Below are 26,282 nucleotides of genomic sequence, written 5' to 3'. Positions count from 1 at the left end.
AAAATGACGCCGGTGGTGTGCAATGCGATCTTCGCCGCCACCGGCGTGCGGGTCCGGCAATTACCGCTATTGCGGACCGATTTGAGCTGGAGTTGATATGGCTAGTACAATCGCCTCGACATCTGCAAGCGAGTAAATCATGGCCCATAACATCAATCATCTGCTCGAAGCCTATCGGCAACTGCAATGTAGCCAGGATGACTGTGTACTGGCAACCATCATCGAAACCTTCGGCTCGACATACCAAAAGGCCGGGGCACGGATGCTGATCACCACAACCGGCGAATTGATCGGGTTGCTGGGCGGCGGTTGTTTCGAACGGGATTTGGTAGAACACGCCGCTGCGGTGTTCGAAACCGGTGACGCCAAAACGCTGTTTTATGATATGCGTTCCGGCGAAGATGCGATCTGGGGTTTAGGCCTGGGTTGTAACGGTGCTGTCCGGGTGTTGCTGCAATTATTAAAAGCCGAGCAAAACTTTAGCCCCTTGAATCTGTTGGTCGAAGCCGCTGAAGCGCAAGCGCATGGGGTATTGGTGACAGTGTTCGAGTCTGCGCATGCGGATTTCCCGTCCGGCCGCAGCCAGTTCTTGCCGGCTGCCATTGTCGGCGAACAGCCGATATTGCCCAGCGCGCCGTTTCCCTTCGCTACAGTGGCGCTGCAAACGGCACTGCAACAAAAACCGCGCATCGAAACGCATCCGCTTGACGGCCAAGACATTAAAGCCTTTTATGATCCGGTGCAACCGCCCTGGCAGTTATTGATATTCGGCGCCGGCGCCGATGCCATACCGCTGGTGAACTACGCCAAATCCTTGGGTTGGCGCGTTACTATAGTCGATCACCGGCCCGCGCACATCAAACCCGAGCGTTTTCCGCAAGCAGACCAATTCCTTTACCTGTTACCGGAACAGGTCACGGCGCAGCTGGATGTGCATCGCTTCGATGCCATCATGCTGATGACCCATAACGTCGAATACGATCAGCGCTTTCTGCAAGCCATCGTCCACTGCCGGGCGGGGTTTATCGGCCTGCTGGGTCCGGCGCATCGTAAGCAGCGGCTGTTGCACAGCCTGGGCGACGACGCCGCGCTGATAGCCGAACGAGTATTCGGTCCGGTGGGTTTGGACATCGGCGCGCAAACCCCGGAAGAGATTGCCCTGTCCAGCGTGGCCAGCATTCAGGCCCAGCTTAATGGCCGTAGCGGCTTGCAACTGGGGAAAGATCCGGTTGCGATCAAACATGAATGCAGCCATGGATAATGGGCATGCTGCCGACTGAGAATGCCCCAGCGCTGAGCATGGATAAATGACGGGAGCGATTTATCGCGGCGTTTTGCCGATAAATATGGGCTATTTTCTAAGAATCACTCTTTTTAGAAGCCGGTGTTTGCTAGGGAAGTATTGCTTGCTTTCCCTATTTTCGGGCCATACCTAACGGTGTGGCCTAGATAAGGCGCTGTTATTCACTTTTCAGCGTTGCATGGTTTGGAAGTCACCGGCCTTAGCCGGTGACTGTGGGCTGAAATTTAAACCGCGTTAGGGTGCCAAATACGCTTCGAAAGGCTGTATCGGCGATGAATTGCCTTGGGCGCCAACAGCTTCAATGGTCAGAAATTCATCTTTACCCAGAACAGCTCCCAGCGGATTACCGCCGCTTACTGTCTGCTCCACGCCAACATGGCCGTGGGGTATTTTGATTTCGGGATGATCGAATGGCGCTTTTTCGTAGCGGACTCTGTCATCCGTCAGGGTTTTCAGGAAGGCGATCAAGTCGGCTCGGTTTTGGGCATCCAGTTGTAGATTAGGCTGCGGAAATACCCGAGTAACTTGTTTGCTGTCGTAGGCAAAATTTCCGCCTCGCGAATAAAATTCGATCGCTTGTTCCAGAGTGGCCATGCTGCCGTTGTGCATGTACGGTCCGGTTAACTCGATATTGCGGAGCGAGGGGATTTTAAATGTCGAGTCGACAGACGCTACCATTTTCCGGGTATTGGGCTTGTTCAACTCAGCTAAAGCGGCAGCTGTCGTGGGCAAAAAGGCATTGTTTGCGAGTAGGAAACAGTTCTCCGTACTTTGTGGCTGGGGTCTTATGCCATCGGTGATGGTAAACAAGCTCGGCAGCGAATAAGGCAGTTTGATATTTAGGGCAAGGGCTTCCTGAAAATCGCACGCCCTAACTTTGCTGACATCTTCATCCAGTACAGCGGCATTATTGCCCGCCAAATGCTGTAAATATTGCCGGCTGAATGATAGCGGGTTGCCAAAGTCGTCGATGCCGCCTGCGCTAATATCGGCCGTTTCTTCCGTGACGCCTGTGGAAGAAAAGCCAGTATCGAAAAACGCGGTGACTGGGGCGCTTTTGATAAGCAATGGTATGCGATTGACCACATTGGTGGATGCGCTGATGAAGAAAGTCGGTTCACCGAAGGCTTCCGGATGCGTTTTGGCAATGGCCGCATTGGCGTTGATCGATGCCGCGCTGAAGTTGGGTCCTAAATGGCAGAGCGCGCACTGATTTTTTCTGAATTGTTTTAAGCCGTTCAATTCTGACGCGCTTAGTTCTATGGGTTGATTGCCAACGTCGCGGGCGCTGTTGTCGAAGGGCGATTCGTCCGAAATCAATGTGCTTTCATAAAGTTGGATGGCCAGGCCAAAGAACATGCCAAAGTTGGCTTCGGTTTGATTATAGGGTGCAAACCCTTTGGGGGCCGGAATTGGCGGGTTACCGCTGTACGACCAGTATTTGGGATTGAATGCCTGCATGATCAGCAGCTTATACAGAGTGTTCGTGCCAGGTTTGGTATTGAGGCTGTAAGAGCCCAATACACTGTCTTCAGGATGTACTTTTTGGTTTTGCAACGGGCGGCGTAACAGCAGCTTTCTACCGAGTTCCATCAAGCTCCGGTTGCGGCAGGCCATCTCGGTGCTATTTTGCGGTGGAGCCACCGCTAATGACGCCAGCGAGGAATTGATTAAATGCAGGCGTTGCTTGGTTAGCGTCGTGGCGTTCTGTTTTACCCAGACGCCGGCGTCGGGATCTCGGTCTCCCCAAGGACTGCTGCCGTTAAACACATTGTTGGCGCGGCCGTCCCAAAAATTGCGATGATTAAACACCGCATTGATCACGCTGGGCGCATTGCGCGGCGTTACTTTGCGGGTGCCGACCGCTCCGGCATGAAATAGGCTGTCGGCGCTGCGACTGCATGTGTCGTTAGGTGCTGTGTAGCGGTCCACGGCTCTGAATTCACCGCCGAAAGTACCGGACGAACCGACTACATTGTCGGTGTCGTAGAGGATCGCAGAATGCTCTTGGAATGGATCTTCCCGTTGATGTAACGGAAAGTCGCCGATGCTGAGGGTATGATTCGGCCCTAAAGACGCACCGGTCATGGCATTGCTGAATGTTTGATCGCTTAAAGGGCTGGATTGACCGCCCGGAGCAAGCTGATTTTTTACTCTGCCGTCGGCGCCGGCGTGAAAGTGGCAGGACGCACAGGCCATGCCGTCGCTACCCACGTTAGTATCCCAGAACAGCGCTTTCCCCAAGGCAATCGCGGCATTCTTGTTGACGACAATAGGGTCCGGGCCGTCCAGTAGTCCGGGAACAGGCGGAACGGGCAACTGCTTCAGGCTTATAGGCATGGGCCCTAGTGCCAATTCGACGGCGGCGGCGCTGAAACTGAGCAGCACACTTCCGGCTAAAACAATCGCTAATTGGCTATGACGAAACAATGTCATGGTGAAACTCCACTGAGAAATGGTTAGTTGGCAAAAAAATACGGCCAAAACGCCCGCATCAGCGGGCTTGAACTATAAAAAAGGCCGATAAATCACAAAGCGTAATTTATCGGCCATCCTTTATTCCTTTGGCGAAGTCCCTCGCCAAGCTTCCTTTTTTATAGGAACATCGGCTTACGTGCTGGGTGTTGGCTTACGCTTTAACATTGCGTTTGCCTCTGCCTATAAAGCCGGCCAGTGCCGTACCGAACAGCCATACAGCGGAGGGTACTGGCACCGCCGCTGGTGTGTAGGTAGAAGGGGCGGCTGACGCGGAAATGTTCAAAGAGATGCCGGCACTGCTTCCGAGGACGTCTGCACCGCCGACGAACACGGCATACCAGCCAGCTTGCAAATCGTTCAGCGTCAAGGTCGCGAATCTTTTGGTGTTGGCAAAAGCAGGGTTGCCGGTGACGCCTATCGAGCCGGATACGCCGGTTTCATACAGGTCGTCGATACTGACATCGTGGGCGCCGGAGTCGATGACGCCACCGAAAGAGTTAACGTAGTTTTTGCTTGAGGAGCTAACGTAGCCCAGGGTTTCGACAATGCCGTCCGCGCCTGTTGCCCACATTATGCCGGGATCGCCGGCTTGGCCGACCGAGTTAAATTTGTGAATTTGGCCGGTTAGCTCAGCGGGTGAATCGACGCCGACCGTTTCACCCGAATAAGCCACATTGGTTCTGAAAATTGAAAAAGCCGGAAAGTTTGCCGCGGACGAACGCGCGTCGACAGTCACGGATTGGGCTGATGAGCTTAAATAGAAGTTGGTAAATGCACCTTGCATGCCCCAACCATCATTGGACAGAGATGGATTGCCCGCGAAGCCCAAATTGCTGGAATTAAAACTAGGGTTTGAGATGCTGGTGCCCAGCTCGAGAGTGTTATCGGCACCTGACCAAGCCGCCGCAGCAGGTTGAGCGATGGCAAGGGTTAACGCTGCGGAGGATAGGGTGATTTTAAAAATAGTTTGTAAATCGATGTTCATTTTTGAGTGTCTCCAATATCTACCACATCGTGGTTTACGATTGTGGTAGATTTAAGTTGCTGTTTAATTTGGATTTGTCTGGGTATTTCGGGCCTGGCAGCCAAAAGATAGACATCTCCAAAGGGTTTAGACATGCATTGCGAGGGGTGAGTCGACAGCTGATGTCGGCTGACCTTTTCGCTCTTGTCTGCTGGGGTTTACGCGGTGCGGCGTTTGCCGAACACTCCGAATCCCATTAATGCAGAACCGAATAACCAAACGGCCCCTGGCACCGGTACTGCGCTAACACCCTCGCCGGTTATGGTCAAAGGCAGGTTGGCGCCGGTGACGTAGTCGGTGGCGGTCAGGGTAATTTGATAGTCGAAATGATCTTGACCGGTGGCGCCCGTTATCGGGTTGACGCCAGTCGCGCCGGTGATTGTGTCGCCCTTGTTGAAACCCAGTACGGCTTCTTCAATGGTCAGAGAGTAATCGCCAAAAGCAATAATGTAATTGCCCACGTCCAATGCAGTAGCCAGGTAGGAGTCTCGGCTCAACAAGCTGCCATCGGCCCATCCGCCGGTATTGCCGGGTATGGTGTAGGCTGGACTGTCGTCGCCGCTAACGATTTCGCTAGTCAGTGAGACTGTGTCCTGAAAAATGCGGAATTGGCTATCTGCCAGTGTCAGTTCGCCGTCGCCGTTTATATCGACATAGGCGCCGGGATGCGCGCCCCAGCCCGCTGCGTAGCCTTCATTCGCCAAGACATCGATTATCACATTGGCAGCCGATGACAACGAGAACGAATAGAAATCGATTGTGGTGCCGGCGCCGTGAACCGGGTCGACGGTTTTATAGATGGTGCCGTTTACGGTCTCGGCTTGTACATTGCCGAGGCCTAAAAGTGAAATAGCAAGTGTTGCAGCGACCTTTTTCAAGGCAGGCGCATGTTTCGTGTTAACAGACATATTTCAATTCCTTTCAATAGTAAGACGTAGATTTTTACCGGTAGGTTCTACCGGCGACATTCAATGTTTCGCAATTCCCTTTGCGAGTCGTTGCCTAACGCACATGCGCCGGATGCCGCCATGTCCGGCTCTTACTTTCCGGTCCTTTGCGTACGGTAAGTGCTGGGCCAATGGCTTCCCGCGCAATTTGAACAGCCTTAAAACCGCTATGTATTTCAATATTCCTGAATTGATCACGCTACGCTATGGTTGCGAGAGAGACAGTCCAAAGAGTTTTAAATACCGGGCTTGCTTGCGTAGTGAGTTAAACAACGGGTTCAGACTAATCAGGTGATATAACAAGCTATTCCTGACTAGTGAGCGAGTGCTATGGGATAGTTGCCGTCCTATCAATCTCGACCGGCTAGACCCTTCTCTTGCCCGCTCATAAGAGGCAGCTCGACTATCTGAATCAGATCCGCAGCTTTCCGGCCCCGCCTTGCGACGAGTGTGGCGACTTGGTGGCTGCGCCCCAGGGTGCAGCACTAATTGGAAAGCAAAATATGTACCAAAAAATATTTAAACCTGGGTTGCTAGTGTTTTTCTATGGTTATATTCATATAAAACAATGGGATAAGAATTTTTGTTTGATAGGACGGAGCAGCAATAGATCTGGCGGTCTTCTGGGGCTTTAGATGGCTATAACGCTATGGAGAGTGTGTTATTTCACGTACTTTGGGTTATATCCCTTATTTTATTTAAGAGATATTGGGCGGCAGCTTTCAGTTTGCCCCGTAAGGGTAAAAGTCATCAGTTGGGGTAGTGATATACCAAGCTGGCGATGCTTTAAAACAAGGGGGCTCGGACGAAAGTTTGGAGCAAATTCAGAAACAATAATCGAAGATTCACATGCGTATCATGCCTTCGGCGGCAATCGACGACCGGCCCCACCAAAGCTTTAGTCATCTGCCAATTGCCGACGAAAATTACTCAGCTCCAGAAAACGGTTGATTCCTCTTATCGCCTTCGCCATCGGCTGGAAAATGCTTTTTTGCATTTGACGCGATGGCATGGCATAGCTACTCGTTAAGTTAAAAAACCAGCTTGGTTCTTGGCAGCCTTGCACTTACGTTGTATTGCGCTTTGGGCGGCTGCCTTGCGACGACGCTATCCAATATTTCCAACACAAAATTTTCAAACTTAAATTAAGATGCCCGACACTTTCACCGAGGATAACTATGAATAAAACCGATGCCATTTTGAACAAGGGTCAGAAGCTCTATGAAGACGATGCCTATATTTTGTTGTGGACGAAGTTTTTTGGTCTTAGCTTACTGGCGCTGACCTCTTACTATGTCTACGACAAACAAAAGCAACGGCTGATCAAGCTCATGAGTAGAGAAAAAACCTATCTGATGAGCATCAGTTACTACCTCACCCACGATTATGGATTTACCCCGACAATGGTGTTGGAAGGTATCAGTTTATTTAAGGATTTTTCGACGGCAATTGCCGATAGAGGCGGCGAGACCTGGAAGACCTTCTTTGCGGAAACCGCCAAAGATAAAGCCAGGACTTATGCGGTGCGGGGCATCCGCAAGGATAAAAAAGCTAAGGCTTGAGTTTCATTGCCTTCTGCGCTTTGTGCGATGTCTACGATGGTGCAGGCGATAGGGGGGCGTTGTGGGCGGTCAACAAATCGCGGACAAAACCCTGGCCAACTTTTAACTGCTCAAGCGGCAATCTCTTTATAAGAGTAGCCAGTGCCGGAATCATCCAATAAAAAACGCACGCCAATTTGTGGCAGCGATTTGAGCCGGAGCTGATAGGGCTAGTACAATCGCCGGCAGACCCGCAAGCGAGTAAATCATGGCCAATCACATCAATCATCTGCTCGAAGCCTATCGGCAACTGCAACGCGACCGGCAGGATAGTGTGCTGGCGACCATCATCGAAACCTTCGGCTCGACGTATCAAAAGGCCGGGGCACGGATGCTGATTACCCAGGCCGGCGAGTTGGTCGGTTTGCTGGGTGGCGGCTGCTTCGAGCGGGACTTGGTGGAGCAGGCTGCTTCGGTGTTCGCAACCGGCGCAGCCAAAACCCTGTTTTACGATATGCGTTCCGGCGAAGATGCGATTTGGGGTTTGGGCTTGGGTTGTAACGGCGCTGTCCGGGTGTTGCTGCAATTATTAAAATCCGAGCAAGAATTTAGTCCGTTGAATCTGTTGGTCGAAGCCGCCGAAGCGCAAGCGCATGGGGTATTGGTGACAGTGTTCGAGTCTGCGCATGCGGATTTCCCGTCCGGCCGCAGCCAGTTCTTGCCGGCTGCCATTGTCGGCGAACAGCCGATATTGCCCAGCGCGCCGTTTCCCTTCGCTACAGCGGCGCTGCAAACGGCACTGCAACAAAAACCGCGCATCGAAACGCATCCGCTTGACGGCCAAGACATTAAAGCCTTTTATGATCCGGTGCAACCGCCCTGGCAGTTATTGATATTCGGCGCCGGCGCCGATGCCATACCGCTGGTGAACTACGCCAAATCCTTGGGTTGGCACGTCACTTTGGTCGATCACCGGCCCGCGCACATCAAACCCGAGCGTTTTCCGCAAGCAGACCAATTCCTTTACCTGTTACCGGAACAGGTCACGGCGCAGCTGGATGTGCAGCGCTTCGATGCCATCATGCTGATGACCCATAACGTCGAATACGACCAACGCTTCTTGCAAGCCGTCGTCCACTGTCGGGCAGGGTTTATCGGCCTGCTGGGTCCGGCGCATCGCAAGCAGCGGCTATTGCACAGCTTGGGCGACGATGCCGCGCTGATAGCCGAACGGGTATTCGGTCCGGTCGGGTTGGACATCGGTGCGCAGACCCCGGAAGAAATTGCCTTCTCTATCGTGGCCGGCATTCAGGCCCAGCTCAATGGCCGTAGCGGCTTGCAACTGGGTAAAGAGCCGGTTGCGATTGAACATGCTTGCAGCCATGGATAATGTTTATGCCGTCATCTTGGCGGCCGGTGCGTCCAGCCGGATGGGCAGCCCCAAGCAATTACTGATCTGGCAAGACCGTCCCTTGTTGGCGCATGCGCTTGCCAATGCGCAAGCCGTGTTGGCGGAGCGGATGGTGGTGGTATTGGGCGCAAATGTTGAGGCGATAAAAGCCGCAGTCGATTTGAGCGGTAGTAAAGTGGTGTTGAATCCGGATTGGGCGGACGGTATGGCCGGTTCGATTCGCGCTGGTATCCAGGCTGTGCCGGAAACGGCTAGCGCGGTGTTGTTGATGCTGTGCGACCAACCCCTGATCAACGCCGCGCATCTGCAAAGTTTGCTTAGCGCCTGGCAAAACGCACCTGATCGCATCGTGGCCAGTCAGTACGCCGAATCGTTTGGCGTGCCGGCCGTGTTTCCGGCCGCATATTTTGCGCAGCTAGCCAGCTTGACCGGCGACCGGGGAGCCAAGCCCTTGTTGCTGCGCTTCGAAGACACACTGGTAAAAGTCCCGCTACAAGAAGCGGAAATGGATGTCGATACGCAGGGTGATTACCAGCGCTTGCATGCACTCAATTAGGTGCAGCCCATGATTGCCCAACCGCTTGACGCCTACTTGCAGCGTATTCACGAGCTATTCATCGAACTGGGCATTCCGGAAGAGCTGCCGGCAGCCAGAGGTTTGGCATTATGTGGTGAGCCCGCCGAATTGATCATCGCGGAAACCACGCCGCAGGGCAGGGCGTTTTATCTCACAGCGGCTGCGACAGTCGCTTGGCACGCATTGAAACAGGCCGCCGCCGAGGATGGTATTGCGCTACTGATGGTCTCGGCCTTTCGTAGTGTGGATTATCAAGCCGACATTATTCGGCGCAAGCTCGGGAAGGGTCAAGCTATCGACGAGATTCTGCGCGTCTTGGCCCCGCCCGGTTACAGCGAACACCACACCGGGCGTGCCATCGATATAGGCAGCGACGACTGCCCGGAACTGGGCGAACGGTTCGAACAGACTGCTGCTTTTCAGTGGCTATCAAGAAACGCACAACGCTTTCAATGCTTCCTGTCATTCCCGCGCGATAACCGCTTCGGGTATGTTTACGAACCCTGGCATTGGTGCTATCGGGACGATTCCAGGAATTATTGACCTTAAAATAGTAGGCCAGCCGTCGGCCGAGGCTGTGTAAAAACATAAAAATGAAATGCAAAAAATAAAATTTTGCTCCACTTGGCTGGCTATTTCCAAGATTTCTGAAATTACATTTTCCACACAGCCCGGGCCAAAAGCCGCCACAGAACACGCATTGAGGAACGACTGCAAACCGGCTCATTTCCGCCGCTCGTAACGTTTGCCAATGTGCGTCAGGGGATCATTGGCGATTAGTGAAATTTTAGGAGGCGAGGTTGCAAATCCCACCCCGCGCTCGCTTCAGTTAATGGCCGGGCTGCCAAGCTTAGGAGCTGTTGGTGGTCCCGGCTCACGGCTCGGCATTTTAAAGGGTGGCGGCTAATCAGGATTTTTTAGGTAGAATTTCACATTCGAAACTTGCAGCCCAGCTACCACAGGAACATCCATGAGCCGAAACCAAGCCTATATCGAAGCGGAACGGAAAATTAGAAAAGCGCTGCAATCGGGCGCAACGGTGCTTGATCTTAGCAATAAGTGGGATGCTCCCGATGAAGACAAACTTACCGAGTTGCCGGAAACCATTGGCAAGCTCACGCAGTTAGAGTCGCTGAATCTTTCCAACAACCAACTGACTGCGCTGCCGGAATCGCTGGAACAACTCGCGCAGTTGACACAGCTGAATATTTCCGGCAACCAACTGAAAACCCTGCCAGAGTTTATATACGGTTTTCGAAATCTTAATTACCTTAACATTGCTAGTAATCCGATAGAAGAAATCTCTCATAAAATTAGTCACCTAACAAATCTTATCAACTTTACAGCAGGTGGCACCAATCTCAAATCTTTGCCACAAGAGATTGCTGAATTACAAAACTTAAATACTCTATGGCTTATTAATTGTGAATTTTATGTATTTCCAAGCGCAATAATTAATCTTGTCAATTTAGTAACATTATCTATAGGCAAACATCTTAAAGAACTACCGACTGAGATCGGCAAATTAACTAATCTAAGAAAATTATGTGTCTTTAATAACGACTTAGCCCAAATTCCACCAACTATATCTAACCTTGCTTATTTAGAGGAATTGGAGTTGGGGGATAAATACATAGGCGGAAATAAGTTCACAGAACTTCCATTCGAAATTTGTCAATTAAGCAAACTGAAAACACTCGACCTCGACGACAACCCCCTTAACCCCGCCCTGCAAAGCGCATACGACGCTTGTCAAGAAGGCAGTTACGAAGGCTATGCGCCACTCTGGGCATACCTCATTAGCCTGGAGCTAAACGCCGAGCCTCTTTACGAAGCCAAGCTGGTGCTGGTCGGTGAAGGTAATGTCGGCAAAACTACGCTGCTCAAAGCCTTGAAAGGCACGACGGAAAACGCACCGCGACAAGGCGAGCCGACCACGCACGGCGTGGAAATTGATAGACATGCTTTGCGCCTAGCGCATCCGGATAAAGACGGCGTGGAGGTTCAACTCAACGCCTGGGACTTCGGCGGGCAGGATGTTTACCGCGTCACCCACCAGTTCTTTTTCAGCAAGCGTTCGCTGTACCTGTTGGTTTGGGAACCGCGCAACAATGTCCAACAGGGACGCTTGGACGAATGGCTGGACATGATACGCTTGCGGGTCGGCGATGAGGCGCGGGTTATCATCATCTCCACCCATTGCAAATCGGGCGGGCATCTGGCGCGGATCGATAAAGCGGATTTTCAACGCCGATACGGCGACATGATTGTCGGCTTTCACGAAGTCGACAGCCTGGTCCTTGACGAAACCAGCGGCGAGATGACCGGCATCGCCGAATTGAAAAAACTCATCGCCGCCGCAGCCGCGAAACTACCGCAAATGGGCATGGGCTTTAACCTTGCTTGGAAAGCCGCCCGCGATGAATTGCTTGACCTGCCCGAACCGCGTATCGCTTATTCGGCCTTTTGCCAAACCTGCGCCGCGCACGGCTTGAGCGAAATAGACGCCGACACGCTAGCGCATTTGATGCACGACCTTGGTTATATCGTGCATTACGCCGATGACGAAAACTTGCGCGAAGACGTGGTACTTAAACCCGAATGGCTGACCAAAGCCATCGGCTTTGTGCTGGAAAACCGCGCCACCGCCGAACGCGAAGGCCTGTTGCCCGATGACCAGTTATACCAGGTCTGGCATGAACACGGCTTCGCCGGCGAACCGCGGTACACGTCGGAACTTTACCCGTTCTTTTTGCGGCTGATGGAAAAATACGATGTGTGCTACCGCTTACTGGACGGCAAAGCCAGTCTGGTAGCGCAACACGTGCCGCAAGTACGCCCCGAACTGCCGTGGTTTCCAGAAGATGACGCACCGGCAAAACTGCGCCGCATTGCGATGATTTGCGCGATGGAAGAAGACCCGCCCGGTTTAGTGCCTTGGATGATTGTGCGCACCCATGATTACGCGGTCAATCAAAACAGTCATCGCCTGCATTGGCAAAAAGGCATGTTTTTGCGGCATGGCGCACATGGCGAGGCGATGTTGGAAAAGCGCGATCGGGAATTTCATTTGTATGCCCAAGCCGCCTGGCCTGAGCATTTTATGAATGTGCTGCATTCGACCTTGGAAAAACTGATTACCGATAACTGGCCGGGCCTAGTAGGCCGCTATCGTTTTGCCGTACCTTGCCCGGAAATTATCGGCAACCAAGCTTGTAAAGGCCGTTTCAATATCCACGCCTTGCGCGAGTTTCTGACCGATGGCGACAGCACTATCCGTTGCCAAGAGTGCTCCAAGAAACAATCCATCACCGAATTATTAATGGGCTTTGAGGAACGTGACACCAGCGCACAACTGCGCGAGATTCAGGAACAAGTTGCCCAAGCCCGAGCACAACTGGCCGGTATGGACAGCCGCATCGCCGATTATTTCATGGCAACCATGAACGCGATTGCCAACGAAGCCAAGCGCGGCCCACGCCTGTTTACTTTGCGCGAGCATAAGGTAAGTTTGTTAAAAACCGATATTTTCAAACGCCCTTTAGAACTGCAACTCTGGTGCGAAGCGGAAGGCTGCCAGCATCCAGTCACAGATGAAGGCTTAGGCGTTTATACTGTTGAGCAAAGCCGCGAATGGTTGGCGGCGGTTGCACCTTACGCCAGTTTTGCGCTGAAACTGCTTAAAACCGTCGCGCCGATTGCCGCGCCGGCTATCAATACCTTCTTCGACGGCAAAGCTACAGAAACCTGGGGCATAGACAAGCATTTGGAATTGGCAAAAGAAATTGTTGATAAGCTGCCGGAGGGAATCAAAATTGCGGAGCACGGGGATTTGCAACGCGACAGGCTCAGCGCAGCCGAGCGCTCCGGCATTCTGGCTTTACATCGCTTCCTCAAAGACATCGACCCGACCCAGGCCAAACTTGGCCTGCACCGTGTCGCTACTTACACCGGCGATTACCGCTGGTTGTGTAAGCAACATTATGATGCCCAGCAACCGTCGATACCCGATCAAATCCTGCCCGATTAGACAGCGGCGAGCTATAAGAACCCGTTGCTTTCATCCAAATCAATAACTTGGTATCGCCACACAAAGCAAGAAAGCTTGCCATCCGCTCTGTTTTTGGGCTTTGGATCCGTGGCGGTTTTGAAGGTTTGTCTGTTTTCGGCTTCGGCAACTGCGTCCATCCTCCCCGAAAGGTGCGTCCCTTCGCGCTACGTTGAACGTCAGCTCATGAAATGACTACCGACATCGAGACCAAAGCTTCGAATGTCAGGAAGGGGGCGATGACCGCCGATACCCAGGAGCTTCCTGACGGAAGTATGTGGCGAAACGGCGACAACGTCTTTGTTATCGCCGATCCGATGGCTTTATACCTCGGCGCTGTTCAACCAAAGATCGTGCTTGTTGCACAGGCTCAAGGCGTAAACGGTACCGCTGTATCCCGCCAGACTGAATTCGGAAATGGCGACCGGGTCTTTGCTGGGATCGAACATCCGCTCGTTCAGGAATTTGTAGTCTTTATCCAGCAATACGTGTTTGACGATGTAATGTTCATAGCCTTTCATTTCGTGCGGAGTGGTGATTTTAACGGTGGCTTTGCCATCGGCTTTAACGACTTCAATCACCGGCAAGTGCGTCGCGGCTTTGCCGGCCCAGCGGCCTTGCGCATCCTTGGTGTAAAACACATCGCCCGGCGGTGTAGGTTGTTTGCCGGCTTCCGCGGCTTGGGCCAGGCTGGGGGCAATGGCGCTGATCGCCGCACCGGCGGCACTCAATCGAATAAAATCGCGACGTTCCATGAAAATTCCTTGTGATGGTTTAAAAATTGTCTACTACTGAGTTAAGCCAGTATGACTTGCTCGGCAGCGTGTGTTGAACCGGTTTTTTATCCTGCCAATGCAGAAGAAGCGTTCGCAACGGCTCCGGCTCGCCTGACCGCGCGACGCATCAAAATGTATCACGATTTGTTAGATCTAAGTCCATGGGTTCTTACGTTAGCTTATATTTTTAATCCGGCCCTTTTTGCTATTGGTATTCCGTTCGGGCTGAGCCTGTCGAAGCCTGATGTGGGGCGTCCTTCGATAAGTTCAGGACGAACGGTATTTAAGGGCCGGGTTAATATCGAGGGAAACGCTAGACAATGTTCAGCATCGACAAGCCGCGCCAGCGGACATGACGGGCTGATTACTGTCAGCTATCGCCGCTAACGAAAAGTCGGCTTTTCTGCTACCAACAATGCCGAGCAGTAAACCGGCAAGTCAAATAGAATGGCTATTCGTGCAATATCAAATGAGAGGGCAGGCTATGGATCATGATTTCTGGCATCAGCGTTGGCAGCAGAACCAAATTGGTTTTCACAAGCATGAGTTCAACCCTATTCTGCAAATGCATTGGCCGCGCTTGTCTATCCCAGAAAAAGCGCGAGTGTTTGTCCCGTTGTGCGGCAAGAGCAAGGACTTGCTTTGGCTATTAGCGATGGGCTATCAGGTGGTGGGTGTGGAATTAAGTCCGCTGGCTGTCGAGTCGTTTTTCGCCGATAACAATCTGCAACCAACCGTGCGGCGCCAGGGCGATTTTTGGGTCAGTGAGGTGGACGGTTTGCAGATTTTCTGCGGGGATTTTTTTGCATTGCAAGCTGCCGATGTTGGCGAGTTTGATGCGGTTTACGATAGGGCGGCGCTGGTGGCTTTGTCGCCGGATATGCGCATCGATTACGTGATGAAGCTGTCCTCCCTGTTGTCCGTCAATGCGCAAATGTTGCTGATAGCATTCGATTATCCGCAACACGAAATGCCGGGGCCGCCGTTTAGCGTACAAGCCGACGAAGTTGAGCGTTTATACAGCCACTGGTGTGAAGTTGAGTTGTTGACCAGCGACGATGCTTTAGCGACCGAGCTGCATTTTAAAGAGCGTGGCTTAACTAAAATGGTGGAGCAAACCTATAAGCTTTTGGTTCGGTAATAAAAGACGTACCGAATTGCCAGTCGCATAGTATAAACCCGGCCCTTAAATGCCGTTCGCCCTGTCGAAGGGCACACTCGCCTGAGTTTCGACGTGCTCAGCTCGAACGGAATACCGGTGATAAATAGGGCCGGGTTGATCCTCTTTTAAATTTTCTGAAATCGTCGTTCCGGCGAAGGCTGGAATCCCTTTAAGCTCTTAGACTCCGGTGTTCCCTGGAGCGCCGGCATTTAGCGCGTCGAGTTATCAAAGCAGGAGGCTGTTGCAGAATCGGCACGTCATGTTTCATTTTTGTTTCAACTTCCTGGATATCGTTTCAATGTTTCATGTTGAAACATGTTTTTGCATCGATCCATAGCTGATCAGCCCTTACCCACCTTGATTAATCGGAGAAATTACGTTTGGCACGCAAATTGATATAGAAATATTATTGATTAATGATATTTGTGAAGTGCGTATGTTTTTCGGTCAACTCTCAGAAACTGATACCTCGAGCTCTGGAATCACGACGCCAGCGAATTTAAGGAGCCTGCCAATAAACCAGGAGGCGGCTATGACAGATACTACCCACACTGAGATACCGAAATCCGGCTTACTACGCTGGGAAATAGCCGTAGCGCTATTGATAAAAGTGATTCTACTTACCGGCCTCTGGTTTCTGATTTTCCGCTGGCAAGAGCGCCCAGTCGCCAAACCGGACATCGCCGCGCACTTTGCTTTGCCGGCTAAACCTGGCGCCACTAATCCCGTTTCTTCCCCATCCACCCAGGAGTCTCGCCATGTTCGGTGACGATATAGTCATGCTGTCTCGCATGCAGTTCGGGCTAACCGCGCTGTATCATTTTCTGTTTGTGCCCTTGACCCTGGGTATGACCTTTATCCTCGGCATCATGGAGTCGGTCTACGTGATGACCGGCAAAGAGGTGTACAAGGACATGGTCAAATTTTGGGGCAAGTTGTTTGGCATCAACTTTGCTATGGGTGTCACCACCGGTTTGACGCTAGAGTTTCAGTTCGGCACCAACTGGGCTTACTACTCGCATTACGTCGGCGATATCTTCGGGCCCTTACTGGCTGCGGAAGGTTGGATGGCGTTCTTCCTGGAATCGACCTTTGTGGGTCTGTTTTTCTTCGGTTGGGACCGGTTGAGCCGGGTTCAGCATTTGGTGGTGACGTGGCTGCTGGCGGTGGGCACCAGTCTGTCGGCGTTATGGATATTAATCGCCAACGGCTGGATGCAGTATCCGGTGGGTGCGGCGTTTAACTACGAAACGCTGCGTATGGAGATGACTAGCTTTGCTGATGTGTTTTTCAACCCGGTCGCGCAGGTCAAATTCGTGCACACCGTGGCGGCGGGTTATGTCACCGGCTCGATGTTCGTGCTGGGCATCAGCTCCTGGTATTTACTCAATAAGCGTGACATCGGCTTCGCCAGACGCTCGTTTTCCATTGCGTCGGCTTTTGGATTGGCTTCGATTTTATCTGTGATCGTGTTGGGTGACGAAAGCGGTTACACCTCCGGCGAAACCCAAAAAATGAAGCTCGCCGCCATTGAAGCCGAATGGGATACCCACCCCGCACCCGCCGGTTTTACCGTGTTCGGCTTGCCGGATCAGGACAATCAGAAAACCGATATGGCGCTAAAACTCCCTTACGTGCTGGGTCTGATAGCGACGCGCTCCATCGATGAGGACGTCAAAGGTCTTAAAGATTTGCGTGAAGAGAGTGTGGTGCGGATCGAAAGCGGCATGGTGGCTTACGACAATTTGCAAAAACTGCGCGGCGGTGATCTAAGCGCCAAGGCAGCGTTCGACGCCCACAAAGCCGATCTCGGTTACGGTTTATTGCTGAAAAAATACACCGACAAGGTCACCGACGCCGACGCCGCGACCATCCAAAAAGCGGCCAACGACACCATCCCCAAAGTGGCGCCGCTATTCTGGACCTTCCGCATCATGGTGGCTTGCGGCTTTATCATGCTGTTCATCTTTGCGATGACGTTTTACTACTGCGCTACCCGCGTTGCCGATCAAAAACGCTGGCTGTTGCGCATGGCGGTGTGGTGCATCCCCTTACCGTGGATTGCCGCCGAAACCGGATGGTTTGTCGCCGAAGTCGGCCGCCAACCCTGGACCATCTCTGGCGTGTTGCCTACCCATATGAGCGTTTCCAGCCTCAGCGCCGGGCAGCTCTGGTTCAGTATCGGCGGCTTTGCCTTGTTCTATACGATATTGCTGATCATCGAGATGTATCTGATGCTGAAATACGTCCGTCTCGGCCCCAGCAGCTTGCATACCGGCCGCTATTGTCTCGAACAGCAAGCCGCCTAATCCATTCGTCAACAGGAGTTCATTATGTTTGATTATGAAACCATCCGCCTGATTTGGTGGGTCTTTATCGGTATCGTCGGCATTGCCTTCGCATTGACCGAAGGCTTTGATTTCGGGGTGGGTACTTTGCTGCCGTTTATCGGTAAATCCGACGTGGAGCGCCGGGTGATTATCAACACCGTCGGCGCTACCTGGGAAGGTAACCAAGTTTGGTTAGTGCTGTTGGGCGGCGCGATATTCGCGATTTGGCCGGCGGTGTATGCCACGCTGTTTTCCGGGCTGTATGCGGCGATGCTGTTGGTGTTGTTTTCCTTGTTCTTTCGGCCTGCGGCGTTTGATTACCGTAGCAAGATCGAAGACCCGCGTTGGCGCACCAGTTGGGACTGGAGCTTGTTCATCGGCAGCAGCTTGCCGCCGATTCTGCTCGGTGTGTTGGTGGGCAATTTGCTTCTGGGCTTGCCGTTCCATTTCGACCAAGATCTACGCTCGTTTTACGACGGTTCGTTTTGGGCGCTGTTGAGTCCGTTTGCCTTATTGTGTGGGTTCACCGGCCTTTTGCTAACTACTTTCCATGGCGCATTATTTCTGAAATGGCGTAGCGAAGGCGTAATTCATGACCGCGCTATCAATACCGTGAATGCCCTGGGGCCGATGCTGCTGTTTGCATTGACTGCGATCACCATTTGGGTGTTCGTCGGTATTGATCGCCCGGAAATTACCCAAATGGCGGCTACAGATGCGCCGTCTAATCCGTTGCATAAAACCGTGGTTGCGCGTGGCGCTTCTTGGTTGACGCATTTTATGAGTTACCCCTGGATGTGGTTGGCGCCGCTGACGGCATTTGTCGGTATTGCTTTGGCTTGGCGGTTAGGCCAGGGCGAGTCCAGGATGGGGGCATTCGTACTCAGTAGTCTGGGCATTGCTGGTGTGGCACTGACTGTTGGTTTTGGTTTGTTTCCCTTCCTGCTGATTTCATCGACCGCGCCGGGTTCCAGCCTGACTTTGTGGGACGGTACCTCCAGTCACAACACTTTATTGCTGGGGTTTTGGATCACCATTATTTTTCTGCCCATCGTGCTGCTGTACACCCGCTTTGTATACCGGGTGATGTGGGGCAGCGTGACCGAAGCGGCTGTGCTTAAAGACAGTCACACACTTTATTAAGGAGACACATCATGTGGTATTTCGCTTGGATACTCGGCGTCGGTTTCGCGGCGTCCTTTGCCATCATCAACGCCATGTGGCTGGAATCGGTGTGCGACATCGACCATCATGGCATCGATCAATCGTGCGAGAGCTTGGCGCAACGCAGCAAAGAGAGGATGTCATGAGCACCGAACGTATTGTCCGCATCGTTGCCGGCTTGTTTGTGTTGCTTTCGTTGAGTTTGGGGGTGGAAGGCAGCCCGCTATTTCAGTCCAGCAACTGGCTTTGGTTTACCGCATTTGTCGGTGCCAACTTATTTCAAAGCGGTTTTACCCGATTCTGCCCGCTGGAAATGATTTTGAAAAAATTGGGCATAAAACAAAGCTGCCAATAACACCGGCACACCATAATTTATCTATCCTGAAGGAGTTACATCATGGCAAAAATCGTAATCGTAGGCGCAGGCATCGGCGGTATCCCGATGGCTTTGGAAATGAAAGAAAACGCTCGGAAGGAAGACGAGGTGGTGGTGATCGCCGATACCCCGACTTTTCATTTTGTCCCGTCCAATCCTTGGGTGGCTGTCAACTGGCGTAAGCCGGAAGACCTGAAAGTGGAATTGGCACCGATGTTCAAGAAAAAGAAAATCGGCTTTATTCAGAAAAAAGTCACCCGCTTTCATCCTGAAAACAATCAAGTCGAATTAGCCGATGGCGAAGTGGTTGATTATGATTTTCTGATCATCGCCACCGGTCCAAAACTGGCATTCGATGAAGTCCCGGGTTTGGGGCCGGACGGACACACGCAGTCGGTGTGCCACGTCGATCATGCCGGCGAAGCAGGGGAAAACTGGAATAAATTCGTCGAAGATCCCGGTCCGATTATCGTTGGCGCCGCGCAAGGCGCTTCATGCTTCGGTCCGGCTTACGAATACATGTTTATCGCGGAAACCGATCTACGCCAGCGTAAAATTCGCGACAAAGTGAAAATGACCTATGTCACCTCGGAACCTTACATCGGCCATCTGGGCTTGGGCGGCGTCGGCGACACCAAAGGCATGCTGGAAAGCGAATTGCGCAATAAAAGTATCAATTGGATTTGCAATGCCAAAATCGACAAAATCGAAGCCGGCATGATGTATGTCACGGAAGTGGATGAAAACGGCCAGGAAAAGAAAAAGCACGAATTGCCGTTCAAACACAGCATGATTCTGCCCGCTTTTAAAGGTGTGGACGCGTTGACCGGTATCGAAAAGTTGGTTAATCCGCGCGGTTTTGTCATCGTTGACGAAAATCAACGTAACCCAACCTTTAAAAACGTCTATTCAATCGGGGTTTGCATCGCCATTCCACCGCTGGAACAAACGCCAGTACCGACCGGTACCCCCAAAACCGGTTATATGATCGAATCGATGGTCACCGCCACCGCGCATAATATTCGTGCCGAACTGGATGGCAAGCAGCCCAAGGAAAAAGGCACCTGGAATGCATTATGTTTGGCGGATTTCGGTGATTCGGGCGTCGCGTTCCTGGCCATGCCGCAAATTCCACCGCGTAACGTGCAGTGGGCTTCCAGTGGCAAATGGGTGCATTTAGCTAAAATTGGTTACGAAAAATACTTTATGCGCAAAGTGCGTAAGGGTATAAGCGAGCCTTACTACGAGCGTTTGACGCTGAAAATGTTCGGCATCATGCGCTTGAAAGGCTAAGACAGATGTCAACAGCGGTGGTATTCAATTAATATCGCCGCTGTTGACGTGTTACCCCGTTTGCTCTAACTGAATGCAGATTACTCAATGACACATAGATATTTTTGGCGGGTATCGGTCGCCCTGATGCTGGTTTTGGCTGCGGTCTTTGCACAGGCAGAGCCCAGCCAATACAGCCTGGAGCAAGCTATTGACACCGCCTTGGCGAATAATCCGGAGTTGGGCATGATGCAAGCCCGCATCGAGCAGGCCAATGCGCAATTGGGCGAGTCCTTAGCCAGCTTCTACCCGCAGATTAAAGCCAGCTTGTCTTACCAGCACAGCGATAATCCGGCGCAAGCCTTTGCGATGATCATCGCCCAGCGTCGGCTCAGCTTTGCCGGCAACGACTTCAATCATCCCGGCGGTGTTGATAACTATCGGCCGCAAGTGACGGCAAGCTATTCGCTATTTCGTGGCGGGCAAGATTATTACCGCAAACAGGCGGCGGAACTGAATGTCGAAACCTCGGAACTGGAAAAGGCCGCGACCCGCAATCAGTTGGTGAATAATGTCACGGCTGCCTATTACGGCGAGTTGGCCGCGATGGAAGCCCATGAGATTAGTCAACGATCCATTACTGCGGTGCAGAGCGAGCTGGATCACTCGCGGATTCGCTTCGATGCCGGCACCGTCTTAAAATCCGATGTGTTGTCCTTGGAAGTGCAGTTGGCCGAAGCCAAAGACGCGGAAATCCAAGCCGCCAATGCCATTGAACTGGCACAGAGTATGTTGAAAACCTTGTTGGGTTTGTCGGTTGACGCGCCTTTTGTGATCGATCAAACCCGGCAGGCCGCCTTGCCAGGCAGTCCGGCAGTGTTTGACGAATTGCTCAATCAGGCGTTGAGTAACCATCCTGAACTGCAAGCCGCCAAGAAGCGCGTGGCGATGGCCGAACGTCAGCTTGACGTGGCCCAAGCCGCCCACTTACCCCGCGCCGACGCTTTTGTGAGTTACGGTTCCGACAGTAAAGATCTGGCGTTCAGCAGCAATCGCGATAACGTCACCGCCGGCGTGATGGTGGAGGTGGATGTGTTTTCCGGCTTTGCAACGCAAGAAAGAATCAAAAAAGCCGAGCACGAATTAACCGCCGCCCAAGAGGCGGCCAAGCAAACCCGGTTACGCATTGAAAATCAGCTGAAATCGGCGCAAGTCAAGCTACAAGACGCGCTAAGCCGCGCCGAAGTGAGCGCCGTTGCGGTTAAGGCCGCGGAAGAAGCCCTGCGTTTAGTCAATGAACAACGCCAAGCCGGCGTGGTGACCGTCACCCGCTATATCGAAGCCGAAGTGGCGCGCGATAAGGCGCATACCCGGCAAATCACTGCGCGTTTCGATGCCTTGCGGGCCGAAGCGGAACTCAAACAAGCCACCGGTTTCTGGCAATAAAGGAGTCATGATGACCGAACACTTTTCTGAATCACAGTCGCCGCGATGGCTTATCCCTGCGGCAGCGATCACAGCGCTGTTGCTGGTGATCTTTTTTGCATTAGGTATTTTGGGCGGTGAGAAAAAGACCCAACCCGGCAACACTAATTTGCCAGAAAGCAGTTTACCTGCTGGTGCCAAGACTTTAACCGTGGGTACCCAAGCGGCGGAGAATCAGCTGTCTTGGCAAGGTGTCGTCAGGTCGCGCCTGGCGGCCAAAATCGCTCCTAAATTGAATGCACGCATCCTGGAAATCGCGGTTAATCCCGGCGATAAAGTTAACAAAGGCCAAGTTATCGCCCGCCTTGATGACCGCGATTTACGGGCGGCTTACAACGCCGCCAATGCAGCACAGGTAGCGGCTCAAGCGCAGGCCGCGCAAGCCAATGCCGAAGAAAAACGCATCATCGATCTTTATAACAAGCAGGCGGCTACCCGGCAAAATTACGATGCCGTGCTGGCGCAAGCGCAAAGCGCGCGGGCTCTGGCCAATCAAGCGGCCAGTGCTGCCCAACAGAGTAAAGTCATGTTCGGCGAAAACGTACTTTATGCGCCTTTTGACGGGGTCGTCGGTGAGCGTTTGCAAGAGCCGGGTGACATGGGCTTGCCCAATCAGGCTGTCGTCACGCTGCACAAACCTGATGATTTGCGCCTGGAAGCGGCAATCGCCAGCCACTGCGCCGCAGCGATTAAATTGGGCATGCCAGTGAGTGTGCGCTTTGATACGCCGCCGCAAACGCTGGCGGCGACGGTCGACGAGATTGCTCCGGAAATTGATCCGCAAACCCGCACCCTGGCGGTAAAAATTAAATTACCCACCATGCCTGGTTTGCAACACGGTCAATTCGGCTGGCTGGAACTGGCCTGCGCTAGCGCACAACAGGCGGTGATGATCCCATCTGCTGCCGTATTGCATTACGGGCAGTTGCAAGCCGTCAAAGTGCTGGACGGGCAAAGACTGGTTACCCGCCACGTGCGCACCGGCAAACAGTATGGCGACCAAGTGGAAATTTTATCCGGGCTACGCGTTGGTGAAACCATCTTAAGCAACGTTGGGTTGGGGCAATGAGCGAGTTGAAAAACACCGTGGAAGCCAAAAAAGACAGCCTCACTGTCGCCATCGTCCGCTTATTCACCACCTCGCATTTATCGCTGCTGTTTTTACTGATTTCCTTGTTGGCGGGTGCTGCTGCGTTGACTTTGACGCCGCGCGAGGAAGATCCGCAAATCATCGTGCCGGTAATGGATGTGTTTGTGCATTATCCGGGGGCCAGCAGCGAAGAAGTGGAAAAGCGCGTGACCACGCCGCTGGAAGTGCTACTCAAGCAAATTCAGGGGGTCGAGTATGTGTATTCCGCCTCCCGGCCCGGCGAAGCGCTGGTCACAGTGCGCTATCGGGTGGGCGAGAGCATTGAAGACAGTTTGATCAAAACCCGCGACAAACTGCAAGCCAATCTGGATGTCATCCCGCCCGGCGTGAGCGATTGGGTGGTCAAGCCGGTAGAAATCGATGATGTGCCGATCTTGTTGCTGAGTCTATCGATGCCCAAGGCTAACGAAGATATCATGGCGGTGCGCCGCATTGCCGAAGAATTGATCGAGCGCTTGCGGGCTATCGACGACGTCGGTAAAAGTTGGGTCATCGGCGCAGCGCCACGGCAGATTTCGGTGTATCCCGATCCGGCCAAATTGCAAGCCAGTGGCCTCAGTTTGCCGGAGTTGCAGCAGGCTTTGGCACAGAGCAATGTCAATCTGCCGGCCGGACATGTCAATCAGAATAACAAAGAAATCTTGCTGGAAGCCGGGCCTTACTATGAAACACCCGAGCAGCTTGGTGCCACGATCCTAAAGAATGTGGGCGGTCGGTTGGTGTATTTGCGCGATGTGGCGCAGATCGTCGATGGTCCGCAAGATACGGATTATTACACCCGTATCGGCTTCGGTCCCGGTGTGGAGCAAATGCAGACGGTAGGGCAGGCCGGTGGCAGTTTGCCGCAAGTGGGTGAAGAACGGCAAATGGCTACCATCGCTATTGCCAAACGCCGCGGAAGCAATGCGGTCGGCGTGGCAGAGCAGGTGTTGGAATTGACCGAACAATTGCACGGTACGCTGATCCCGGATGAGGTTCTGGTGACGGTCACCCGCAACTACGGCGAAACTGCCGATCACAAGGTCAACGAGTTGGTGATGCATCTGAGCATCGCGATTCTCACCATCATCGTGCTGCTGGCGCTGGCGTTGGGGTTCAAGGAATCGCTGATCGTATCCTTGGCGGTGCCGATGACCTTTGCGATTACCTTGCTCTGCGATTTGATCTTTGGCTACACCATCAATCGGGTCACCCTGTTTGCGCTGATTCTATCGCTGGGCTTATTGGTGGATGACCCGATTGTCGATGTCGAGAATATTCATCGCCATTACAAGCTGCGCAAAGAGCCTCCCTTACAAGCTTTACTGAGCGCGGTGGACGAGATTCGCCCGCCGACCATCTTGGCCACCTTCGCCGTGATCATGTCTTTTGTGCCGATGTTTTTTATCACCGGCATGATGGGACCGTATATGGCGCCCATGGCGTTTAACGTGCCGATTGCGATGCTGATGTCCTTGCTGATCGCCTTCACCGTGACCCCGTGGGCCAGTTATAAACTGTTGAAAGGCGATTACGGTAAAGACCATGGACCGGAGTTTCGGCTACAGGAAACCCGTGGCTTCAGGCTTTATCAGGCCATCATGGCGCCCTTGCTGCACCACAAAGCCAAAGCCTTATGGTTTTTATTGGCGGTGTTTGTGGCGTTCGTGTTGTCCACTTTGATGGCCGTGACCCGAGTGGTGCCCTTAAAACTGCTGCCGTTTGACAATAAAAACGAGCTGCAGTTGGTGATTGATATGCCGCGCGGCTCGTCTCTGGAAGCTACGAACGAAGTTGCTGCGGAGCTGGGCCAGTATTTAGCCACAGTCAACGAAGTGAGTAGCTATCAAACCTATGTGGGTTTGGCGTCGCCGATGGATTTCAATGGTTTAGTGCGGCATTATTATTTGCGCCAGGGTGCTTATGTCGGCGACATCCGTATCATCCTGGTGGATAAAACCCGCCGCGCTCAACAATCCCACGCTATTGCCCTGCGGATGCGTCCGGATATAGAACGCATCGGCCAACAATACGGCGCTAACTTAAAAATCGTCGAAATGCCACCGGGGCCGCCGGTGTTGTCCAGCGTGGTCGCAGAAATTTATGGGCCACCGGAAGCCGGTTATCAGGATTTGGTGAGCGTATCCAAACAAGTCCGTGCACATTTACAAACGACCGAAGGCGTGGTGGATGTGGATGATTATGTGCAAGCGCCGCAAGACCAATGGCAATTTGTGCTGGATCAGGACAAAGCGGCCCTATTGGGCATCAGTAATCAACAAGTTGCCAGCAGTTTGAAGCTGGCGGTAGAAGGCGGCCTAGCGGGTACCTTGCATATCGCCAGCGAACGGCAACCGTTACTGATTACGCTGCAATACCCCAGAGCCGCCCGTTCCTCAGAAGCCGACTTATTAAATCTGTCGGTGAAGTCGGCAAAAGGCGATTTGATCCGCTTAAGCGAAATCGGTCGATTTAGCCACGAACTGGCTGATCAAACCATCTACCACAAAAACTTACGCCAAGTGTCCTACGTGCTGGGCGAAATGGCCGGTCGCAGCCCGGTGGAAGCGGTGTGGGATCTGCAAGACGCATTGGAACAGCAACCCTTGCCGCCCGGTTACAGTGCGGAAATGGCCGGGGAGGGCGAATGGAAAATCACTGTCGATGTATTCCGTGACCTGGGATTGGCGTTTGCGGCGGCCATGGTGATGATTTACATCCTGCTAGTGGGACAGACCGGCTCCTTGGGTGTGCCGCTGATCATGATGATTGCCATCCCTTTGACGGTGATAGGCATCATGCCGGGCTTTTGGTTTATCAACCTGTTCGCGTCCGATGTGGGGCAATATGCGGATCCGGTGTATTTCACCGCTACGGCCATGATAGGCATGATCGCCTTGGCCGGGATCGTGGTGCGCAACTCCATCATCCTGATTGATTTTATCGAGAACATCTATCGCGGCAATCCGGATAATAGTCTGGCCGACGCCATCATCGAAGCGGGCGCTACCCGGCTGAATCCGATCTTTTTAACGGCGGCCTCGGCGGTGTTGGGCTCGGTGATGATCGTCCTGGATCCTATCTTTTCCGGCTTGGCCTGGAGCTTTATCTTTGGGATTATCGCCTCGACCTTGTTTTCCTTGGTCGTAATTCCCGTGGTGTATTTTTTGATCAACCGCGATATGCCCAAACAAGTCACAGTCGAAGAATAGCGACTGAGCGCCCGCGAAGACAATTCAGCGGGCGTGGCGCCGAGCGT

21 protein-coding genes, 2 pseudogenes and 1 riboswitch are annotated in these 26,282 nt (G+C 52.8%); of the genes and pseudogenes, 19 read left to right on the top strand and 4 right to left on the bottom strand.

The annotated features are described in order from the left end of the window. Positions 1-139 precede the first annotated feature (139 nt). A complete protein-coding gene (locus EBB_RS20660) occupies positions 140-1,261 on the top strand; it encodes an XdhC family protein (protein ID WP_192395606.1) in 1,122 nt (373 codons plus the stop codon). Between the two features lie 276 nt (positions 1,262-1,537). Here the strand turns inward: EBB_RS20660 and EBB_RS20655 are convergent, their stop codons facing one another. From EBB_RS20655 to EBB_RS26110, 3 genes are all read right to left on the bottom strand, one after another. Next, a complete protein-coding gene (locus EBB_RS20655) occupies positions 1,538-3,739 on the bottom strand; it encodes a cytochrome-c peroxidase (protein ID WP_192395605.1) in 2,202 nt (733 codons plus the stop codon). Positions 3,740-3,932: 193 nt separating this feature from the next. Next, the gene (locus EBB_RS20650; protein ID WP_192395604.1) at positions 3,933-4,766 is read right to left on the bottom strand and encodes a hypothetical protein; all 834 of its coding nucleotides are present in this window, start codon (positions 4,764-4,766) and stop codon (positions 3,933-3,935) included. A gap of 197 nt (positions 4,767-4,963) precedes the next feature. After that, the gene (locus EBB_RS26110) at positions 4,964-5,713 is read right to left on the bottom strand and encodes a hypothetical protein (protein WP_223146888.1); all 750 of its coding nucleotides are present in this window, start codon (positions 5,711-5,713) and stop codon (positions 4,964-4,966) included. A 429-nt stretch (positions 5,714-6,142) separates the two neighbouring features. Further along, a riboswitch (cyclic di-GMP riboswitch) is annotated at positions 6,143-6,217 on the bottom strand. A 493-nt stretch (positions 6,218-6,710) separates the two neighbouring features. On the opposite strand from EBB_RS26110, the pseudogene EBB_RS20640 reads away from it, so the two are divergent. From EBB_RS20640 to EBB_RS20615, 7 genes and pseudogenes are all read left to right on the top strand, one after another. Next, positions 6,711-6,896: pseudogene (locus EBB_RS20640) on the top strand (hypothetical protein); the annotation flags it as partial. Positions 6,897-6,930: 34 nt separating this feature from the next. Beyond that, positions 6,931-7,314 carry a hypothetical protein gene (locus EBB_RS20635; protein ID WP_192395603.1) on the top strand — a complete coding sequence of 128 codons (384 nt, stop codon included), beginning with the start codon at positions 6,931-6,933 and terminating at the stop codon, positions 7,312-7,314. A 247-nt stretch (positions 7,315-7,561) separates the two neighbouring features. After that, positions 7,562-8,683 (top strand): XdhC family protein, encoded by a 1,122-nt coding sequence (locus EBB_RS20630; protein WP_192395602.1) that lies wholly within the window; start codon positions 7,562-7,564, stop codon positions 8,681-8,683. Continuing rightward, on the top strand, positions 8,676-9,260 hold the full coding sequence (locus EBB_RS20625; protein ID WP_225587646.1) for a nucleotidyltransferase family protein: 585 nt from the start codon (positions 8,676-8,678) through the stop codon (positions 9,258-9,260). Before EBB_RS20630 ends, EBB_RS20625 begins: the two co-directional genes overlap by 8 nt. Positions 9,261-9,269: 9 nt before the next feature. Beyond that, entirely contained in the window at positions 9,270-9,824 is a 555-nt protein-coding gene (locus EBB_RS20620; RefSeq protein ID WP_192395600.1) for a M15 family metallopeptidase, read from the top strand. A 427-nt stretch (positions 9,825-10,251) separates the two neighbouring features. Then, positions 10,252-10,884, top strand: a pseudogene (locus EBB_RS26855) (leucine-rich repeat domain-containing protein); the annotation flags it as partial. Positions 10,885-10,899: 15 nt separating this feature from the next. Then, positions 10,900-13,311 (top strand): COR domain-containing protein, encoded by a 2,412-nt coding sequence (locus tag EBB_RS20615; RefSeq protein ID WP_225587819.1) that lies wholly within the window; start codon positions 10,900-10,902, stop codon positions 13,309-13,311. A gap of 341 nt (positions 13,312-13,652) precedes the next feature. Here the strand turns inward: EBB_RS20615 and EBB_RS20610 are convergent, their stop codons facing one another. Next, positions 13,653-14,084, bottom strand: coding sequence for a desulfoferrodoxin family protein (locus tag EBB_RS20610; RefSeq protein ID WP_192395598.1), 432 nt, complete (start codon positions 14,082-14,084; stop codon positions 13,653-13,655). Between the two features lie 51 nt (positions 14,085-14,135). Here EBB_RS20610 and EBB_RS20605 point away from each other — a divergent pair, with 51 nt between their 5' ends. The 11 genes from EBB_RS20605 to EBB_RS20555 all read left to right on the top strand — a co-directional run bounded on the left by EBB_RS20605 (position 14,136) and on the right by EBB_RS20555 (position 26,235). Further along, complete coding sequence (locus tag EBB_RS20605; protein WP_192395597.1) at positions 14,136-14,492, top strand: hypothetical protein; 357 nt, start codon at positions 14,136-14,138, stop codon at positions 14,490-14,492. A gap of 97 nt (positions 14,493-14,589) precedes the next feature. Next, complete coding sequence (locus EBB_RS20600; protein WP_225587644.1) at positions 14,590-15,246, top strand: thiopurine S-methyltransferase; 657 nt, start codon at positions 14,590-14,592, stop codon at positions 15,244-15,246. 553 nt (positions 15,247-15,799) lie between these two features. Then, positions 15,800-16,036, top strand: coding sequence for a cytochrome oxidase putative small subunit CydP (cydP, locus tag EBB_RS20595; protein ID WP_192395595.1), 237 nt, complete (start codon positions 15,800-15,802; stop codon positions 16,034-16,036). Continuing rightward, positions 16,026-17,576, top strand: a complete 1,551-nt coding sequence (locus tag EBB_RS20590) for a cytochrome ubiquinol oxidase subunit I (protein WP_192395594.1) — start codon at positions 16,026-16,028, stop codon at positions 17,574-17,576. Before cydP ends, EBB_RS20590 begins: the two co-directional genes overlap by 11 nt. Before the next feature lie 24 nt (positions 17,577-17,600). Then, positions 17,601-18,740, top strand: a complete 1,140-nt coding sequence (cydB, locus tag EBB_RS20585; protein ID WP_192395593.1) for a cytochrome d ubiquinol oxidase subunit II — start codon at positions 17,601-17,603, stop codon at positions 18,738-18,740. An 11-nt stretch (positions 18,741-18,751) separates the two neighbouring features. Further along, on the top strand, positions 18,752-18,907 hold the full coding sequence (cydX, locus tag EBB_RS26530) for a cytochrome bd-I oxidase subunit CydX (RefSeq protein ID WP_192395592.1): 156 nt from the start codon (positions 18,752-18,754) through the stop codon (positions 18,905-18,907). Next, a complete protein-coding gene (locus EBB_RS20575) occupies positions 18,904-19,116 on the top strand; it encodes a YgaP family membrane protein (protein WP_192395591.1) in 213 nt (70 codons plus the stop codon). Before cydX ends, EBB_RS20575 begins: the two co-directional genes overlap by 4 nt. Positions 19,117-19,158: 42 nt before the next feature. Then, positions 19,159-20,430, top strand: coding sequence for an NAD(P)/FAD-dependent oxidoreductase (locus tag EBB_RS20570; protein WP_192395590.1), 1,272 nt, complete (start codon positions 19,159-19,161; stop codon positions 20,428-20,430). A gap of 87 nt (positions 20,431-20,517) precedes the next feature. After that, positions 20,518-21,855 carry a TolC family protein gene (locus EBB_RS20565; RefSeq protein ID WP_192395589.1) on the top strand — a complete coding sequence of 446 codons (1,338 nt, stop codon included), beginning with the start codon at positions 20,518-20,520 and terminating at the stop codon, positions 21,853-21,855. A 10-nt stretch (positions 21,856-21,865) separates the two neighbouring features. Continuing rightward, positions 21,866-22,963 carry an efflux RND transporter periplasmic adaptor subunit gene (locus EBB_RS20560; protein ID WP_192395588.1) on the top strand — a complete coding sequence of 366 codons (1,098 nt, stop codon included), beginning with the start codon at positions 21,866-21,868 and terminating at the stop codon, positions 22,961-22,963. Continuing rightward, positions 22,960-26,235 carry an efflux RND transporter permease subunit gene (locus tag EBB_RS20555; RefSeq protein ID WP_192395587.1) on the top strand — a complete coding sequence of 1,092 codons (3,276 nt, stop codon included), beginning with the start codon at positions 22,960-22,962 and terminating at the stop codon, positions 26,233-26,235. The genes EBB_RS20560 and EBB_RS20555 overlap by 4 nt, the downstream gene beginning before the upstream one ends. The last annotated feature ends 47 nt before the right edge of the window (positions 26,236-26,282 follow it).

It is taken from the genome of Methylomonas fluvii, from assembly GCF_014850975.1.
GTDB classification, from domain to species: domain Bacteria; phylum Pseudomonadota; class Gammaproteobacteria; order Methylococcales; family Methylomonadaceae; genus Methylomonas; species Methylomonas fluvii.
Note: the sequence above shows the minus strand (reverse complement) of the source record. Positions and strands in the feature narration are given on the sequence as shown.

Excerpts from the sequence above, each read along its gene's own strand:
- EBB_RS20635 (WP_192395603.1), top strand. The coding sequence starts at position 6,931 with ATGAATAAAACCGATGCCATTTTGAACAAGGGTCAGAAGCTCTATGAA.
- EBB_RS26110 (WP_223146888.1), bottom strand. The coding sequence starts at position 5,713 with ATGTCTGTTAACACGAAACATGCGCCTGCCTTGAAAAAGGTCGCTGCA.
- EBB_RS20605 (WP_192395597.1), top strand. The coding sequence starts at position 14,136 with ATGACTTGCTCGGCAGCGTGTGTTGAACCGGTTTTTTATCCTGCCAAT.
- cydP (WP_192395595.1), top strand. The coding sequence starts at position 15,800 with ATGACAGATACTACCCACACTGAGATACCGAAATCCGGCTTACTACGC.
- cydX (WP_192395592.1), top strand. The coding sequence starts at position 18,752 with ATGTGGTATTTCGCTTGGATACTCGGCGTCGGTTTCGCGGCGTCCTTT.
- cydB (WP_192395593.1), top strand. The coding sequence starts at position 17,601 with ATGTTTGATTATGAAACCATCCGCCTGATTTGGTGGGTCTTTATCGGT.
- EBB_RS20610 (WP_192395598.1), bottom strand. The coding sequence starts at position 14,084 with ATGGAACGTCGCGATTTTATTCGATTGAGTGCCGCCGGTGCGGCGATC.
- EBB_RS20620 (WP_192395600.1), top strand. The coding sequence starts at position 9,270 with ATGATTGCCCAACCGCTTGACGCCTACTTGCAGCGTATTCACGAGCTA.
- EBB_RS20560 (WP_192395588.1), top strand. The coding sequence starts at position 21,866 with ATGACCGAACACTTTTCTGAATCACAGTCGCCGCGATGGCTTATCCCT.
- EBB_RS20570 (WP_192395590.1), top strand. The coding sequence starts at position 19,159 with ATGGCAAAAATCGTAATCGTAGGCGCAGGCATCGGCGGTATCCCGATG.
- EBB_RS20660 (WP_192395606.1), top strand. The coding sequence starts at position 140 with ATGGCCCATAACATCAATCATCTGCTCGAAGCCTATCGGCAACTGCAA.
- EBB_RS20565 (WP_192395589.1), top strand. The coding sequence starts at position 20,518 with ATGACACATAGATATTTTTGGCGGGTATCGGTCGCCCTGATGCTGGTT.
- EBB_RS20625 (WP_225587646.1), top strand. The coding sequence starts at position 8,676 with ATGGATAATGTTTATGCCGTCATCTTGGCGGCCGGTGCGTCCAGCCGG.
- EBB_RS20555 (WP_192395587.1), top strand. The coding sequence starts at position 22,960 with ATGAGCGAGTTGAAAAACACCGTGGAAGCCAAAAAAGACAGCCTCACT.
- EBB_RS20575 (WP_192395591.1), top strand. The coding sequence starts at position 18,904 with ATGAGCACCGAACGTATTGTCCGCATCGTTGCCGGCTTGTTTGTGTTG.
- EBB_RS20630 (WP_192395602.1), top strand. The coding sequence starts at position 7,562 with ATGGCCAATCACATCAATCATCTGCTCGAAGCCTATCGGCAACTGCAA.
- EBB_RS20655 (WP_192395605.1), bottom strand. The coding sequence starts at position 3,739 with ATGACATTGTTTCGTCATAGCCAATTAGCGATTGTTTTAGCCGGAAGT.
- EBB_RS20650 (WP_192395604.1), bottom strand. The coding sequence starts at position 4,766 with ATGAACATCGATTTACAAACTATTTTTAAAATCACCCTATCCTCCGCA.
- EBB_RS20600 (WP_225587644.1), top strand. The coding sequence starts at position 14,590 with ATGGATCATGATTTCTGGCATCAGCGTTGGCAGCAGAACCAAATTGGT.
- EBB_RS20590 (WP_192395594.1), top strand. The coding sequence starts at position 16,026 with ATGTTCGGTGACGATATAGTCATGCTGTCTCGCATGCAGTTCGGGCTA.